The 16,629-nt window shown below is 39.9% G+C and carries 18 protein-coding genes; 16 read left to right on the top strand and 2 right to left on the bottom strand.

Annotated features, from left to right (window positions below):
• The first annotated feature begins 51 nt into the window (after positions 1-51).
• The 7 genes from tuaD to ES896_RS02795 all read left to right on the top strand — a co-directional run bounded on the left by tuaD (position 52) and on the right by ES896_RS02795 (position 7,776).
• A complete protein-coding gene (gene tuaD, locus ES896_RS02825) occupies positions 52-1,389 on the top strand; it encodes a UDP-glucose 6-dehydrogenase TuaD (RefSeq protein ID WP_046344599.1) in 1,338 nt (445 codons plus the stop codon).
• 14 nt (positions 1,390-1,403) lie between these two features.
• Positions 1,404-2,333, top strand: coding sequence for an NAD-dependent epimerase/dehydratase family protein (locus ES896_RS02820; protein WP_052320992.1), 930 nt, complete (start codon positions 1,404-1,406; stop codon positions 2,331-2,333).
• Positions 2,334-2,372: 39 nt separating this feature from the next.
• Positions 2,373-3,839, top strand: a complete 1,467-nt coding sequence (gene tuaE / locus ES896_RS02815) for a teichuronic acid biosynthesis protein TuaE (RefSeq protein ID WP_052320993.1) — start codon at positions 2,373-2,375, stop codon at positions 3,837-3,839.
• 61 nt (positions 3,840-3,900) lie between these two features.
• The gene (gene tuaF / locus ES896_RS02810; protein WP_052320994.1) at positions 3,901-4,578 is read left to right on the top strand and encodes a teichuronic acid biosynthesis protein TuaF; all 678 of its coding nucleotides are present in this window, start codon (positions 3,901-3,903) and stop codon (positions 4,576-4,578) included.
• A gap of 24 nt (positions 4,579-4,602) precedes the next feature.
• Positions 4,603-5,358 carry a teichuronic acid biosynthesis protein TuaG gene (gene tuaG, locus ES896_RS02805; RefSeq protein WP_135226382.1) on the top strand — a complete coding sequence of 252 codons (756 nt, stop codon included), beginning with the start codon at positions 4,603-4,605 and terminating at the stop codon, positions 5,356-5,358.
• Positions 5,327-6,574 (top strand): teichuronic acid biosynthesis protein TuaH, encoded by a 1,248-nt coding sequence (gene tuaH / locus ES896_RS02800; RefSeq protein WP_050826656.1) that lies wholly within the window; start codon positions 5,327-5,329, stop codon positions 6,572-6,574. Before tuaG ends, tuaH begins: the two co-directional genes overlap by 32 nt.
• Before the next feature lie 134 nt (positions 6,575-6,708).
• Positions 6,709-7,776, top strand: coding sequence for a glycosyltransferase family 4 protein (locus tag ES896_RS02795; protein ID WP_007499956.1), 1,068 nt, complete (start codon positions 6,709-6,711; stop codon positions 7,774-7,776).
• Between the two features lie 36 nt (positions 7,777-7,812).
• Here ES896_RS02795 and ES896_RS02790 read toward each other — a convergent pair whose 3' ends face one another.
• Both ES896_RS02790 and ES896_RS02785 read right to left on the bottom strand, forming a co-directional pair.
• Positions 7,813-8,904 (bottom strand): LCP family protein, encoded by a 1,092-nt coding sequence (locus ES896_RS02790; protein ID WP_135226381.1) that lies wholly within the window; start codon positions 8,902-8,904, stop codon positions 7,813-7,815.
• Positions 8,889-9,557, bottom strand: a complete 669-nt coding sequence (locus ES896_RS02785; RefSeq protein ID WP_017357860.1) for a YigZ family protein — start codon at positions 9,555-9,557, stop codon at positions 8,889-8,891. Before ES896_RS02785 ends, ES896_RS02790 begins: the two co-directional genes overlap by 16 nt.
• A 221-nt stretch (positions 9,558-9,778) precedes the next feature.
• Here ES896_RS02785 and degS point away from each other — a divergent pair, with 221 nt between their 5' ends.
• The 9 genes from degS (at position 9,779) to ES896_RS02740 (ending at position 16,622) form a co-directional block, all read left to right on the top strand.
• On the top strand, positions 9,779-10,954 hold the full coding sequence (gene degS, locus ES896_RS02780; protein WP_003213166.1) for a two-component sensor histidine kinase DegS: 1,176 nt from the start codon (positions 9,779-9,781) through the stop codon (positions 10,952-10,954).
• A 64-nt stretch (positions 10,955-11,018) separates the two neighbouring features.
• Positions 11,019-11,708 carry a two-component system response regulator DegU gene (gene degU / locus ES896_RS02775; protein ID WP_008348273.1) on the top strand — a complete coding sequence of 230 codons (690 nt, stop codon included), beginning with the start codon at positions 11,019-11,021 and terminating at the stop codon, positions 11,706-11,708.
• A 211-nt stretch (positions 11,709-11,919) separates the two neighbouring features.
• The gene (locus tag ES896_RS02770; RefSeq protein ID WP_024719242.1) at positions 11,920-12,762 is read left to right on the top strand and encodes a DegV family protein; all 843 of its coding nucleotides are present in this window, start codon (positions 11,920-11,922) and stop codon (positions 12,760-12,762) included.
• A 119-nt stretch (positions 12,763-12,881) separates the two neighbouring features.
• Positions 12,882-14,261: an ATP-dependent helicase ComFA gene (locus ES896_RS02765; RefSeq protein WP_205687763.1), complete on the top strand. Its 1,380-nt coding sequence runs from the start codon at positions 12,882-12,884 to the stop codon at positions 14,259-14,261.
• A 64-nt stretch (positions 14,262-14,325) separates the two neighbouring features.
• Positions 14,326-14,619, top strand: coding sequence for a late competence protein ComFB (gene comFB / locus ES896_RS02760; protein ID WP_035701582.1), 294 nt, complete (start codon positions 14,326-14,328; stop codon positions 14,617-14,619).
• Between the two features lie 101 nt (positions 14,620-14,720).
• Positions 14,721-15,302: a ComF family protein gene (locus ES896_RS02755; protein ID WP_234717161.1), complete on the top strand. Its 582-nt coding sequence runs from the start codon at positions 14,721-14,723 to the stop codon at positions 15,300-15,302.
• Between the two features lie 56 nt (positions 15,303-15,358).
• Positions 15,359-15,778 carry a TIGR03826 family flagellar region protein gene (locus ES896_RS02750; protein ID WP_017357864.1) on the top strand — a complete coding sequence of 140 codons (420 nt, stop codon included), beginning with the start codon at positions 15,359-15,361 and terminating at the stop codon, positions 15,776-15,778.
• 79 nt (positions 15,779-15,857) lie between these two features.
• Complete coding sequence (gene flgM, locus ES896_RS02745; protein WP_003213252.1) at positions 15,858-16,121, top strand: flagellar biosynthesis anti-sigma factor FlgM; 264 nt, start codon at positions 15,858-15,860, stop codon at positions 16,119-16,121.
• Positions 16,122-16,139: 18 nt separating this feature from the next.
• Positions 16,140-16,622 carry a flagellar protein FlgN gene (locus ES896_RS02740; RefSeq protein ID WP_007499977.1) on the top strand — a complete coding sequence of 161 codons (483 nt, stop codon included), beginning with the start codon at positions 16,140-16,142 and terminating at the stop codon, positions 16,620-16,622.
• Positions 16,623-16,629: the final 7 nt, after the last annotated feature.

Raw genomic sequence — 16,629 nt, 5'->3', positions numbered from 1 at the left:
ATAGATAAACAGTTTGGAACGACCAATATGCTTTTACTGAGAGGATGAAACATGTTGAAGAAAATTGCTGTGATTGGAACAGGATATGTCGGGTTAGTATCGGGTACTTGTTTTGCTGATATCGGAAATCGCGTCATATGTTGTGACATCGACGAATCAAAAATCAACAGCTTAAAAAGCGGTCTCGTTCCAATTTATGAACCGGGCTTAAAGGAATTGATTGAGAAGAATACAGAAGAGGGAAGATTGTGTTTTACAACCAATATTCCGGCTGCAATTCGAGAATCAGAGATTATTTATATTGCGGTAGGAACACCAATGACACCTCAGGGGGAAGCGGATTTAACATTCGTGAAAGCTGTGGCTCAAACGGTTGGGGAACACCTGAATGGCTACAAAATCATCGTGAATAAGAGCACAGTGCCAGTTGGAACAGGACGTCTTGTTCAAGCCATTGTTCAAAAGGCTTCACGCAGTAAATATCCATTTGACGTCGTCTCCAATCCAGAGTTTCTGCGGGAAGGTTCAGCTATTCAAGATACGATGAATATGGAGAGAGCGGTGATTGGCTCTACAAGTGCACATGCATCCACGATCATTAAAAAATTGCATGATCCGTTTCAAACAGAAGTGGTTGAGACCAATCTAGAAAGTGCAGAAATGATTAAGTATGCGGCAAATGCCATGCTCGCCACAAAAATCTCATTCATCAATGACATTGCGAACATTTGCGAGAGAGTTGGTGCTGATGTGGAAAAAGTCAGCGAAGGCGTTGGGTTAGACAGCCGGATCGGGCATAAATTTTTAAAAGCAGGCATTGGATTTGGTGGTTCTTGTTTCCCAAAAGATACGATGGCTCTTCTCAAAATTGCCGAAACAGCTGGCTACCGGTTCAAGCTGATCGAATCTGTCATTGAAACAAACAACCACCAAAGAGCCCATCTTGTCAGCAAACTGATGAGTGTGTTCGGTGATATTAAAGGAAAAACGATTTCCGTTTTAGGGCTCGCATTTAAACCAAATACAAACGATATGCGTTCAGCACCAGCACTAGATATTATCCCAATGCTGAGAGAGCTCGGAGCTTTTGTCAAAGCCTATGATCCAATTGCTTATATAGAAGCAGAAAGAGAGCTTGGCCCGCAGGCGGTCTTCAGCAATGATCTCTATGAAACAGTGAAAGATACAGATGCTTGTCTCATCTTAACGGAATGGGATGACGTACAGAAGATGGATAAAGATCAGATCAAGCAGCTGCTTCGTTCTCCCATTTTAATTGATGGAAGGAATTTGTTTGATCCAGCAGAAATGAAAGAGAGAGGATTTATTTACCAGTCCATCGGCCGCCCAGGCGTATGGGAAACAGAATTGGTATCGAAGGCACAATAATAGGGGGAACTTGGATGAAGAAAGTATTGGTCACTGGGGGAAGTGGATTTATAGGATCTCATACGGTAGAGGCTTTATTAGAGAAAGGATATGAGCCTATCGTTCTTGATAACTTTTCAACTGGATCGAAGGAAAATATCGCTCATCTATCCGTACAATGCATTGAAGCAGATGTCACAAAATCAGAAACGGTCGATTTGATCAAACACATTTCACCAGATTATATCATTCATCTTGCAGCGCAAGTGAGTGTAGCCGTTTCGGTTCAACATTTCGTCTACGACGAAGAGGTCAATATTAAAGGCTCGCTGCATGTGATCAAAGCAGCGGCTGAAGCCGGGGTAGAGAAAGTGGTGTTTGCCTCATCGGCAGCAGTTTATGGAGACCCAGTCTATCTGCCGGTCGACACAGCTCATCCACTGCAGCCTGGTTCACCTTATGGCTTGTCGAAACTGACAGTTGAACGATACTTACACATGGCAAAATCACTCTATGATGTGGACTATTGTATTATGCGGTACAGCAATGTATATGGTCCGCGCCAAGACGCACGTGGTGAAGGCGGTGTTGTCTCAATTTTTTCTGATAAGTTTGCAAAGCATGAGGCACCTTTCATCTTCGGAAACGGGGAACAAACAAGAGATTTCATCTATGTAGGCGATCTAGCCGCAGCGAATGTTGCAGCTTTAACCGCTCAATCAAACGTTTGTTTAAATATTTCATGTGGTCATTCCATCACGGTGAATGAGCTGTTTCAAACGATGAAGCGAGTCACAAGATCAGATCTTGAACCGATTTATAAGCCTCAGCGTGCAGGAGATATTGTGCATAGTACATTGGAAAATGAGGAAACGAAACAAGTCTTAGCATGGGAGCCTGTTGTGACTTTACAAGAAGGTTTGGCTCGTACCATTTCCTACTATGAACAGGAAGTAAAGGCTTAATCCCTCAAATCGGATGGGTTGCTTAGGAGGAAAATAGGTATGAGTGTGAAACAAACAGCATGGCAAATGATAATCGGATGTATTTTATTAATAGCAGGTATAGGGCTTGTACAAATGGCATCCGCACAGCCTATCGGGTTAAAGAAGATGGTGGTCATTCCGGTTTTGATTGTGGTGCTCATGGTGGCTGCTATATATATGAAGCTCTACATGAATGGTGAGCACATATTCATGTCAGCCATTTACCTTTTAATTGCACTAACATTTCTCAATAACGCTTTCTTCTCTATTAGTGCCGGGTTCTTTAGTCTCTTTCTCTACCGCATCATGCTCTTGGCTGTCTTTGCTTTATTCATATGGCGGATGAGAGACAAAGGAACGTACATATCCCAGTGGCAGCAAATTCGTGTTAAAGGCATTCTTGGTTTTTTCGCTGCATGGTTTCTTTACGGGCTCATCTCACTGCTTTGGGCTCATTCGGTCACAGACGGCCTGAAATATATGTCTCTTCTTGCGATGGGAATGGGTTTTGTCTTTCTTGTGGTCATGTACATTCAGCGAATGGATCAGATCGTGACTTTTTATAGTATTTGGTTAGTCATGACTGTATTTGTGATGGGAATCGGGTTCTATAATCACTTGACCTTAAATCATTTACCGAATACCTCATTGTATCTTGGACCAGCGTATAAACAGCACTATCCTACGGCTGTCTTCTTTAACCAAAATGACTTTGCGACGTTTTTATCTATTAGCTTTTTCTTATATGTGGCGTGCATGCGCCAAATGAAAAATGGTTATATCAAAGCGTTCGGATTACTAGGAGCCATCTTAGCGCTGTATCTTATTTTGTTAACAGAATCGCGCGCCAGCTTGCTTGGCATATTAGCCGGAGCGGCAATCTATGTATGGCTGCTGATGCCTCGCTTTTTAAAAAAATGGTCCATCATGGCAGCAGGCGGGCTTGTTATCATCTGTATCGCCATTTTTTCAGCCAAAATCTATTCTGTCTTTTATGACTTGTTTCTCGCTTCTCAGGTCGCTCATTCTTTTAGCGAACCACTTCCGTCCAACATTGCCCGGGCGAATTTAATCAAAAACGCTTGGCATTTCTTTACGAATTCATATGGCTTCGGGGTTGGAGCGGGCAATGTGTCTTATTACTTAGCTCACTTTTCTATCTTTGATACAGATCAGGTCGTTGAAGTTCACAATTGGCTGCTAGAGGTGATGACGAATTTTGGGTTTGCCGTCATGCTAGGTTATATCTCAGTGTATGCCTATCTCATGTTCTCACTGTACAAACAATACCAATTGGCTGACACGAGATCAGCCAAGATGATCATTGAAGGTCTATTTGCTGCCATGCTGAGCTTTCTCGTCTCAAGTATCAGTCCGAGTTCGGTCTCAAATTTATATTTCCACTGGGTGTTTCTAGGTCTAGTGATCGCAGCGGTCAATATCATGAAAAATAAACAGCGTTTCAAGCCGTGGGCAAACGTGTGATGCTGAGTTTGTATGGCTACACTAGTGAAAAAGCAAATACGTCAATGTTGGGAGAATGAGCATGTCTGGTTTTATGTTAAGAATAGGGAAGCGAATGAAAAAATATATCGTCTGGCTTGTGCTGCTGCCCGTTGTATTGGCTGCTTTTGGTTTCTTTTTTGCCAAGGGGACAGTAGAACAGTCAAGTTACACAGCTGCTGTGACCTTGACGCTTGGGAAATATGACGACGGTGTGTATAACAATCTGTCAGAAGTGACATCTCTATTAAAAAGCGATGCATTTCTGAATCAAGCGCTCCGGGATGTAAAGGAAGAAGAAAGGCAGGATGTGAAAAATCGTTTGATTCTCACTAACCAGTCCGATACACAATTGCAGTTGTCGTTTACAGATGCTGATCAAGCTCGAGCTTTGGCGGTAGTGAAACAAGTGTCAGATACATTTTTAAAGCAGGACAAAGCCTTATTTACGAAAAGACAGCAAGTCATTGAAAGAAGACTATCCGCTCTTGAAGATGAATCTGTCAGCAATGACTCCAAAGTCGATAAAGAACGATTTTTATATGAATTGGAATCGACAAAGCTCGGGATGAAGCAGGCAAAGATTGTCGATCCTGCCCAAGTACTTGATGAAGGGAACAAAGGGATGTCAGCGAAAAAACGAGCACTGCTTGGACTTGTCATTGGCCTTAGCATCTCGCTTATGTTTGTGGTGTTACCTGAAGTGTTCAAAGAATCTTAATGATGAACTGGAGATGAGTCTTAGGTGAACAATCAACCGTTAGTATCAATTATTACACCGGCGTATAATGCGGAACGTTATTTAACGGATACAGTTCATTCCGTCCTTGCCCAAACCTATTCCAACTGGGAGCTGATCATTGCAGATGATTGCTCAACAGATGGCACAAGGAAGTTGTTAGGGGAATTAAGTCAGACGGACGACAGAATCAACGTCATTTATTTAGAGGAAAACGGGGGAGCCGCTATTGCTAGAAACACAGCCATCAAACAGGCGAAAGGCCGCTTTATCGCTTTTTTAGATAGCGATGATATTTGGAAACAGACAAAGCTCGAAAAGCAGGTCAAGTTTATGTTAGAAAATGATCATGCCTTTACTTTCACGGCATATGACATCATTTCAGAAAATGGAGAGCCGTTACAAAAAACCGTCACAGCGCCGGCTCAGTTGAACTACAATGAAGCTTTAAAAAATACGATTATCGGCTGTTTGACGGTGATGCTCGATCTTCAACAAGTAGGACACGTGGAAATGCCAAACATTCGAACAAGGCAGGACTTAGCCACATGGCTCTCTATTTTAAAAAAAGGATTTACTGCCTATGGAATGAGTGAGCCGCTCAGTGAATATCGCATCGTGGGAAACTCGATTTCTAGTAACAAGTGGAAAGCAGCGAAAAAAACATGGTTTGTCTATAGAGAAATTGAGCAGCTTCATTTTGTGAAAGCATCTTGGTGTTTTATGCACTATGCCACAAATGCTGTCAAAAAGCGTTTATAAACAGAAGGGAAAAAAGGTGATAAAGGTGAAAGCAGACTCGATCATACATGTGATTGTCGCAACGGGAGAATGGGGCCACGATGGCTTAAGGTACAGACGGCATCGACTGGCGGAATTTCTTGCATCTGATCCAGAAACGAAAGAGGTCATCTGGGTATGCCCATCTTCCACTCGTCATTCAACTCCCTTTCAGCCTATAACGGATCGAATGAAGCAAATGACCATTCCTGATGTGCTCAAGAGCAAGTTTTTTCGCTTTGGCCGTTATCAAGATATGTTTTATTTTCATAAATTATCTCCTCTTCTTGAGCATTTGCGTCAAGAAGAAAAGCAGGGCATAGCCGTCTGTTTATGGTATACGTTTCCGGGATTTCCGCTCTTATCTTCTTTATTTGAATGGAAACATATTGTGTATGATTGCAGTGACCTGTGGGGAGAGCCCATCAGCGGAAAAAACAACATTCTCTCTTATATGAGACAGCGAGTCATTGTAAAAGCTGAAAACCGCATTATTAAATATGCACACAGCATTACATGCTCTTCACAATACTTACATGATCAAATCAAAAAAAGGCTCATGGGTGAACCGAAAGATGTCTTTACAGTAGAAAATGGCGTCGAGTATGATGTGTTTGCAAAAAGCAACCTCCCTAGCAGGGAAGACGTGCTAGAGGGAAGAGAGGGAACGGTTCTTGGCTTTATAGGTGGGATCAAGCCGAAGCTCGATTTTGACATGATCGCTCAAGCTGCTCGAATGCAGCCAGATTGGACATTTTTATTTGTCGGTCCGGATGGAACGAATGGAGATCCATCTTTTCAGCATGCACTCAAACTGCCCAATGTCATATGGACAGGAGCAGTCGCACCAGAAGAAGTGCCTGCTTATATGAAATTAATTGATGTAGGGATGATGCCATACAAACAGTCTCCTTACAATCAAGCGGTTTTTCCGCTCAAGCTGTATGAATTTTTAGCTGCCGGAATCCCTGTTGTTGGTTTAAATCTTCCATCAACGGAAAGGCTAAAAGAGAATGATGTGTATGAATATGTAGAGGGCGAAGATCCAGCTCTCTTCGTCGAAGCCTGCCAGAAAGTGATCAGTAAAAAAGATGACATGACATGCAGACATCTAAGACAAAGCCGGGCAATGAAAAAAGATTGGCACGCACTGTTCACAAACATGGTGGAATTAACGAATATTAAAGAAAACGCATAATTCATTCAGGATTGTGCGTTTTTATTTGTTTCTTCTTCTTAGGGGGAGCTTGTGATCATCCTATATTCAATTGTATAATGGAAAGAGCGGCCAATATACAAAATACAGATTTCAATTTAGAAGGAGACTGACCTATGGATTACGAACGCGCCTTATTAGCGTTTTTTGTCTCTCTGGCTACAGTTTTAATTGTGACACCAATCGTCAAAAAGTTTGCAATTAAGATTGGTGCAGTGGACCAGCCGAATAAACGAAAAGTTCATGATAGAGTAATGCCTCGAATGGGCGGTTTGGCGATTTTTATTGGGGTAGCGGCTGGAGCACTAGCAGGCGGGCTGTTTCTACATAATAAAATTACAGCTATATCAGTTGGCGCTGTACTCATCGTCATTTTAGGTATATTTGATGATAAATATAATTTAAGTGCAAAATTTAAATTTCTTGTGCAAGTCCTCGTTGCTTGCTTAATCGTGAGCACGGGCTTAAAAATGGACTTTTTCTCTGTTCCTTTCTTAACAGATCGACTGGAGTTAGGATGGATGGCATATCCCCTGACTGTACTATGGATTGTTGGGATTACAAATGCGATCAATTTAATTGACGGATTAGATGGACTGGCTGCCGGAATTTCGGTTATCGGTTTAACCACGATTGCCGTCATGGCATTTTCTGCGGACAAGATCCTGATTCTTTCGTTATCTCTTGTCGTCATTGGCAGTACCATCGGTTTTCTTTTTTATAACTTCCATCCAGCAAAAATATTTATGGGTGATACAGGGTCGTTATTTTTAGGCTATATGATCTCGGTCCTGTCACTTTTAGGATTGTACAAAAGTGTTACTTTGTTTAGTGTTGTTGTCCCTGTAATTATTTTAGGTGTGCCTATTTTTGATACGACCTTTGCGATCATAAGACGAATATTGAATAAACAGCCTATCTCAGCACCTGACAAATCACACATCCATCATCGACTGATGGCCTTTGGCTTATCACATCGAATGGCAGTGATTGTGATTTACATGATTGGTTTAGTCTTCAGCTTAAGCGCGATTTTGCTGACAAGTGCCACCATTTGGCTGTCATTGATCATCATCTTTTTACTGGTCATGTTTATGCAAGTTATCGCTGAAGTCACTGGTTTGGTGAACGAAGAGTTTAAACCATTTACGAAATTCTACAAACGTATGGTCAAAAGACAATAAAAAACAGCCCGTTCCTCGGAAGACGGGCTGTTTTTATTATTGTCCTGTTGTATTGCTCGAAGGAGTCGTGGTATCAGTTGTTCCTGTTTCACCAGAGTCTGGATTGGTTTGTGAATCTGTTTCAGACGATGACTCAGCAGGAAGCTTTAAATGCGTCCTTAACTCATTTTGCACCTCAGCCAAGTTGGTTTGATCTGGCTCAAAGAAGTATGTTCGATTTGGTCCTAAATAAAGGTCTGATCCTTTAATAGATAATGTTTCAGTATCGTCTCCTTTGAAACCACTGTAAATTTGCTGTAGAGCAAGTCCTTCTGTGATGCGGAAGTTGGTTGTTATATGATCACTTACTTCTTTTGCGATATTATCCACGTTTGCAATGTTATGAGGTTTCGCCATTTGATCAATCATGGCACGTAAGATTTGTTTCTGACGATCGTTACGCCCGAAATCACCACGTGGATCTTGTTTTCTCATTCGCGCATAAGCAAGTGCCTCTTCCCCGTTTAAATGCATATTCCCTTTTTTAAAGTAAATCTTTTTCGATTTTTTGACGTCACTTTTTTCATTGAAGTCAAATGGAACGTCTATATCGATTCCCCCAACTTCATCAATGACATCCTTAAAACCGTCAAAGTCCACTGTTGCATATTTGTCAATTGGGATATGCAAGAATTGTTCGACAGTTTCAATCGTTTCGTCTTTACCGCCTTTAGCAAATGCCGCATTGATCTTTACTTTATTTCCCGTTGTGTCACTAGCAAGCTGTACTCGTGTGTCACGGGGGATACTGACCATTTTCATCGTTTTATCCTGAGGATTAATCGTTGCGACGATGAGTGAATCTGAACGGCCGTGATCACCATTTGTGGCGTAATCCTCTATACCAACAAATAGGACAGAGAAAGGTTTTTTCTTTATATCAATGACAGCATCACGGAGTTTCGATTTCTCCCCACGCTCTAATTCATCATAAGTTTTGTCAGCAGCCTGGAGTGTATTCACAATCTTATAAACTGCAAATCCGCCCATGCAGATGAAGAGAAGCAAAAATAAGACCAGAATCCGTTTGAAAATCTTTTTCTTCTTACTCTTTTTCTTTCGTACACGCACTTTTACTCGTTGTGCCATTCATCTGTCTCCTTTATCGGACCAACGTCCTTTTCTAAATAAATCAATTCGCCTTCTTTAGTAACACTCTTTCCATTCGTTAACTCAGTCATCCATTCAATGAACTGCTCTGTTTGTGTTTCTTCTACATACGTTTCAAAAATCACATCTTCTGCATAATGGATGTCTTTTAGCTGAAAAGATGAGGCTCTAAGCTCATTCTCTACCTTTCCAAGCCATGTATAATCTATTGTTGTGTGCATCGTACGCATTAAACAGCGTTCTACCATACCAACATGATTGATTGCTTCAGACACAGATTTTCCGTACGCGCGAATTAATCCACCGGCACCTAGCTTAATACCGCCGAAATAACGAGTGACGACAACAACTGTATCTTTCAGCTTGCGTTTTTTAAGCACTTCAAGCATGGGTACCCCTGCCGTACCGCTTGGTTCACCATCATCATTTGCTTTTTGAATCAGATCATGTTCACCGATCAAATAGGCGGAACAATTATGAGTGGCGTTCCAATGTTGTTTTTTTATGGATTGTATAAAGGCTTGTGCTTCTTCTTCTGAGACAGCACGTTGTATATGACAAATAAAACGTGATTTTTCAATGACGATCTCATGCTCGCCACGGCTTTTGACTGTGAGATAGCGGTTCAGCAAAAGACATACCCTCCTGACAAGCAAATTGTAAGGCTAGAGAAAATTTGCATTGGTTTTAGAATTTTACAGCGTATTTTGTTATGATGATAGGAGCGGAAAAAGGGTCGTCATAAAAATTTCATGATTTATACGCATTCTTTCATTATAATTCGACATAAAATGCAGATCAATGACATTTATAATAAAAAAAGATGACATCACTGTTACGGGAGGGAAAAGCCATGACAACACCTAAAATGGATCCGAAGTTATTGGATTCAATCATCATGAAAATGCTAAGTACAGTTGATGGCAGTAAGGACGAAGTATTTAGAATCGGCGAACAGTCCCGTCAACAATATGAAAGCCTAGTAGAAGAGCTTAAGCAAATTAAACAGCAAGTCAACGAAGTAATTGATTTTGGGGATAAACTAGAAGTACATACGAGACATGCTAGAAATCGATTATCTGAGGTCAGCAGAAACTTCAACAAATTCAGCGAAGAAGAAATACGAGAAGCCTATGAAAAAGCACATAACCTGCAAGTAGAATTGACCATGATCCAGCAGCGCGAAAAACAGCTGAGGGAAAGAAGAGATGATCTCGAAAGACGATTGTTAAGCTTACAAGATGTCATTGAACGTTCAGAAACGCTTGTGAGCCAGATCACGGTCGTCCTCAACTACTTGAACCAAGATTTACGTCAGGTCGGTGTTTTACTTGAAGATGCTCAGGCAAAACAAGATTTTGGACTAAGAATTATTGAAGCCCAGGAAGAAGAGCGCAAAAGGGTATCACGAGAAATCCATGATGGACCTGCTCAGATGCTGGCAAACGTGATGATGCGTTCAGAACTAATTGAACGAATTTTTAGAGACCGTGGAACAGAAGAAGGATTTAAAGAAATTAGAAGTCTAAGACAGAATGTGCGAAATGCACTGTACGAAGTGAGAAGAATCATTTATGATTTAAGACCGATGGCTTTAGATGATTTGGGTCTCATTCCGACACTGCGAAAATACTTAAACACAATTGAAGAATATGATGGAAAAACCAAAATTACGTTCCAGTGCTTAGGTGATACTGAAAGCGAAAGAATTGCTTCTCAATTTGAAGTGGCACTATTTAGACTAGCTCAAGAAGCTGTCACAAATTCTTTAAAGCATTCTGAAGCTGAAGAAATCTCTGTGAAGGTTGAAGTGACGAAAGACTTTGTCACCTTAATTATCAAAGACGATGGAAAAGGCTTTGATATGAAGGATGTTAAAACAAATAAAAACAAATCCTTTGGGTTACTTGGTATGAAAGAGCGCGTAGACTTACTAGAAGGTAAAATGACCATAGACTCAAAAATAGGTCTAGGGACATTCATCATGATTAGAGTACCGTTAACATTACAAAATAAAATTGTAAAATAGAGACAAAAGACATATTGACCATAAAGTTCAGGTGTAGAACAATAAACATGGGGAGGCGTAGCTTGTGACTAAAGTAAATATTGTAATTATCGATGACCACCAATTATTCCGTGAAGGTGTCAAACGGATTTTAGATTTTGAACCTACTTTTGAAGTAGTTGCAGAAGGAGACGACGGTGACGAAGCTGCACGTATCGTAGAACACTATCATCCGGATGTTGTCATTATGGACATTAATATGCCGAATGTAAATGGTGTGGAGGCTACAAAACAGCTAGTAGAGCTTTATCCCGAATCAAAAGTCATTATCCTATCTATTCATGACGATGAAAACTATGTGACACATGCATTAAAAACAGGAGCAAGAGGCTACTTGTTAAAAGAAATGGATGCAGATACTCTCATTGAAGCAGTAAAAGTAGTAGCTGACGGAGGCTCTTATTTACATCCGAAAGTCACTCATAACTTAGTAAATGAATTCCGACGCTTAGCAACAAGCGGCGTTTCAGCACATCCACAGCACGAGGTATATCCTGAAATTCGCAGACCACTTCATATCTTAACAAGACGTGAATGTGAAGTTCTTCAAATGTTAGCTGACGGAAAGAGCAACAGAGGTATTGGTGAGTCGCTCTTTATTAGTGAGAAAACAGTCAAAAACCACGTGAGTAACATTTTGCAAAAAATGAATGTAAATGACCGTACTCAAGCTGTTGTTGTAGCAATTAAAAACGGCTGGGTAGAAATGAGATAATGTTCCGGACAAGTACTCCTTTTTCGCCTGTTTTTAGTTCTCTCACATTCAAGTTAGAGAGCAATGATAGGCAGGTAAGGAGTCTTTTTCGGATATAGCGGGCTTGCCTATTGATTAGGCAAGCTTTTTTGATTAGTATTATAAATCTAGTGAAAAACAATGATCATTCTTTTTTAAAAAGCAACTTAACGGATAAGGAAGGTATTTAAGAATGAAAATAGCCGTTGTAACAGACAGTACTGCTTATATACCACAAGAACTACGTGATAAACATCATATTCATATGATCCCTCTGAATGTCATCTTTGGTACTGAATCATACCGTGAAGAAGTAGAAATGGATTGGAAGACATATTATGAAGAAGTCAAGAAACATAAAGATCTTCCAACAACCTCTCAGCCTGCTTTCGGTGAACTTATAGAATTATATGAAAAACTTAGTGAAACATATGATGCTGTGATTAGTATACATCTGTCAAGCGGAATTAGTGGAACATACAATAGTGCGGCCTCAGCGAATGAACTAGTTGACGGAATCGACATTTATCCGTTTGATACAGAGACTAGCTGTATGGCGCAAGGTTTTTATGTGTTAGAAGCTGCTGAAAAAATCCAAGGTGGTGCTTCTCCAGAAGAAGTGATTTCCCATCTCAATTATCTGAAAGAAAATCAAAGAGCTTATTTTATGGTAGACGATTTAACTCATTTACAACGTGGCGGCAGATTAAATGGTGCTCAGGCTTTTATTGGAAGCCTCTTAAAGGTAAAGCCTATCTTGCATTTTGACAACAAGCTAATTGTCCCTTTTGAGAAGATTCGTACACGCAAAAAAGCCATTTCACGTATTTTTGAATTATTTGATGAAGATGCATCACGTGGTGTTCCAATGAGAGCAACTCTGATACATGGTAATAGAGAAGAAGAAGCAGATGAATTAATTGCGCACTTATTAGAAAAGTATCCTCATGTTGAATTTTATAAAAGCTACTTTGGTGCCGTGATTGGCACTCATCTAGGCGAAGGCTCTTTAGCACTTGGCTGGATCATCAGGTAGATATCAAAATCCCCTTTTCTCATGGAAAAGGGGATTTGTTTTTCTATTTTTACAATTAGACGAAAGGCCTTCTCTTTGTACATAATGGGTCAACATGAATGGAAAGGTAGTGCGTGAAATTGAATCTGGAAAAAGCAATGGAACTCAGTCACAAGCTACAATCAAGGCATCTTCTTCCTATTGAATGTCAATGTACACAGTCCGAATTGGAGTGGCTGGAGAATCAAGGATTGATCCATAGAACACCTGCTGTCGATAGGGTGGCGGGTGGTTTGATCTGCTGCCGGTGCGGTGTATCAAACAAGCGCTACTTTGCCCTCTCTCCGTGTGAAACATGTAAAAAAGACTGTGTATACTGTAGGTCCTGCATCATGCTGGGAAAAGTAAGTGAATGTGGCTTTCTCTATGAATGGACGGGTCCACAAAAGAAAGAAACAAGACAAGTTGAATTAACATGGCAGGGAGAGCTTTCTAAAGGGCAAAAGAGAGCGTCCGATAGACTAGTAGAAGCAATCCAAAACAAATTTGATCTGCTCGTTTGGGCTGTTTGTGGTGCGGGGAAAACGGAGGTGCTTTTTCACGGAATAAAATATGCGTTAAATAACGGAATGAGTGTTTGTATTGCGACGCCTAGAACCGATGTTGTACTTGAGCTCGAACCTCGAATGAGGAAGGCATTTCAAGGAGTGAATATAGCTGTACTTTATGGCGGGAGTTCTCAAAGATTTCAAATGGCACCGCTTATGATCGCTACAACCCATCAGCTAATGAGATATAAAAACGCTTTTGATGTCCTCATTGTAGACGAAGTCGATGCTTTTCCTTATTCAATGGATGAACGGCTTCAGTTTGCTGTTTTAAAGTCAATGAAAAAAACAGGAGTTAGAATTTACTTAAGTGCCACACCATCTAAAAAAATGCAAAAGGATGTTGCTCGTGGACAATTAGAAGCGATCAAAATTCCTCTGCGCTTCCACCAAAAACCGCTGCCTGTCCCAACATTTCAATGGGTTGGAGATTGGAAAAAGAAATTAAAAAGAAATCGGCTTCCAGCATCTACAATGAACTGGCTGCATGAACATATCACAAAGAAAAAAAGAGTGCTACTCTTTGTTCCTTCTATTTCTACTATGAAGAAGGTAACTCATATTCTTCAAGTTCAATGTGTAAATGTACAGGGAGTTTCTGCCGATGATCAAGAAAGGAAGCAAAAAGTCCAGCATTTCAGAGATCATAGATACGATGTATTGGTTACAACAACTATTCTAGAAAGAGGCGTTACCATTCAAGATGTTCAAGTGGGCGTATTAGGTGCGGAATCTCCTATTTTTACAGAAAGTGCACTTGTCCAAATTTCTGGTAGAGCAGGGAGACATCCAGATTTTTTTAATGGAGACGTGTACTTTTTTCATTTTGGTTTAACGAGAAGTATGAAACAAGCAAAGAAACATATCGTAAAAATGAATAATACAGCTGAAAAAGAGTTTTCTGAAAAATAGTGTGGGTTCAACTAAATCATGGTACATTATATTCACAAAACACAAATGGCAGGAGAGACAAAATATGCTACTCAACGCAAAAGAAATACTACTTAAAGAAATTCTCTATCAATATCTCAACCAATTAAACATGATTTGTCATTGTGAAAAATGTATAGAAGATGTATTAGCCATTTCTCTAAATCAAGTGAAACCGCAATATATAACAGATATCGATAAAATATCCTACAGTAAATCCGAGATGGTGGATAAACAGAAAAATACGGCGATGCTCGTCATTCTGACAGAAGCTGCTTCAACGGTCACAACATATCCAAGGTGCGAAAATCATTTGCCGTTGAACAAAGAAAATCGTTGATTTGTCCAATTTGTGAGAGCCATTTTGTGGCTGCTTTTACATGGAAATCATTCCTACTATTAAATGAAGATTGTTTATGTGTAGCATGTAAGGACCACCTGATGAAGATTCAAGGTCCTACTTGTCCCAAATGCGGAAGAGCGCAATTAAATGATCAATTGTGTCAGGATTGTTCAAGGTGGAATAAACGACGGGATTTTGCTGAGATTCTTGTGATGAATCGATCTGTTTATGCTTACAACGACTTTATGAAAGATATTCTAGCTCGATTTAAATTTCGAGGTGATACGGCTTTAGCTGATCTATTTAAAAAAGATGTACAGTCAGCGTTTAAACGTTCTTTTTCAATCAAAGAACCGGTCCTTGTCCCAATTCCTTTGAGTAAAGAGAGATTAAAGGAAAGAGGATTCAATCAGTCAATGATGCTTGCTTCCATGATTGGCGGACCTATATTGGAGCCACTTATAAAAGTACATCAAAGTAAGCAGTCTAAGAAAAGAAAAAATGAACGTTTACATCAACAGAATTTGTTCCAATTAAGGCAGTCAAACCCGATCGTTCTAAAGGATGTCGTGTTAATCGATGACATTTATACAACTGGGGCGACAGTCTATCATGCAGCAAAAATTTTAAAAGGAGCAGGCGCCAAAAGTGTTTCCTCTTTTACGTTGATTCGTAGTTAAAAATCATGACAATCAACCGATATTAAGAAAAGAAAATAACGTAAGGGGTTTTGGTTATGAATCAATTGGCAAACTGTCCACAATGTAATCAGTTATTTTTAAAAACCACCATCCAAACGGTTTGTAACAAATGCTTTGAAGAAGAAGAACGTTCTTTTGATATCGTTTATAAATTCTTGCGTAAGCAAAGTAATAGACAATCAACCATTGCTGAAATAGTAGACGCAACAGAAGTTGATGAAGAATTAATCCTGAAATTTATCCGTTTGAAAAGACTTCAAATTAGTCAATTCCCGAATATCAATTATCCTTGTGAAAGATGCGGCCAACCGATCAGGAAAAACAAGCTGTGTAGCCATTGTGAAAAGGATATAAAGACGCAAATCAGCCAAATGGACCAAGAAGAAGAGCGTAAAAGGGAGATTGAATCTAGGAAAAAAGACACCTATTATGCCATTAATCCTAAAAACGACTGATTCCCTAAACTAAGTTGCAGTTTGGTCGATAAAATGGATAGAATCAAGACAGACTGTAACGGAAAGCGAGAGGAATCCCGTGAAAATTAATCGATATGGAACACAACCAGTAAATCCTTACAAGAAAACATATGAGAAACAAACGTTGCAATCGAATCAAGCAAAATCAACTGACAAAGTCGAAATTTCTAAAAAGGCAATCGAAATGCAAAAGGTGCCGAATATCATGAAAGAACGTCAAGATAAAATAGACCAAATTAAAAAAAGCATTGAAGCCGGAACATATCAAGTAGATACAAAAGGCATTGCAGATAAAATGTTGAATTTTTATAAACAACAATAACAAAAGGGAGTAGCGTGAATGTCAGTAAAAATAATGATTGAAGAACTGCACCGTCTCTACGGATTACATGAACAGCTTCTAAAGCTGTCTAAGAATAAAACAGAAATGCTGAAAAATAACGAGATCGATGCTCTTTCAGAGGTTCTGAACCTTGAGCAAAAATATATTCAGGCCATTTCACAATTAGAAGAAAAGCGGATTGAAGCAGCAGTTCAATTTTTACAAAGTGATCAATCGCCGACAATCACCGCATGTATCGAAAAAGCTACAGGAACGGATCAAGAAGAGCTTATTTCGTTATATGAGAAGCTGAATGACATCATGGTGGAACTGAAAGATGTAAACGAACTGAACAAACAGCTTATTCAGCAGTCACTTCAATTTATTTCACTGACATTCGATCTTGTGAATCCTAACAAAGAAAATATGAATTACGGACAAAATGGTCTTGAGAGTTCAAAGCCTAAACAGCATAGGGCTTTGTTTGATTCAAAGGCGTAAACAAGGA

Source organism: Bacillus sp. 005/A4HT-01/001 (genome assembly GCF_004634445.1).
GTDB lineage: Bacteria > Bacillota > Bacilli > Bacillales > Bacillaceae > Bacillus > Bacillus altitudinis.
The sequence above is the reverse complement of the archived record's forward strand: the minus strand, read 5'-3'. Positions and strand labels throughout refer to the sequence as shown.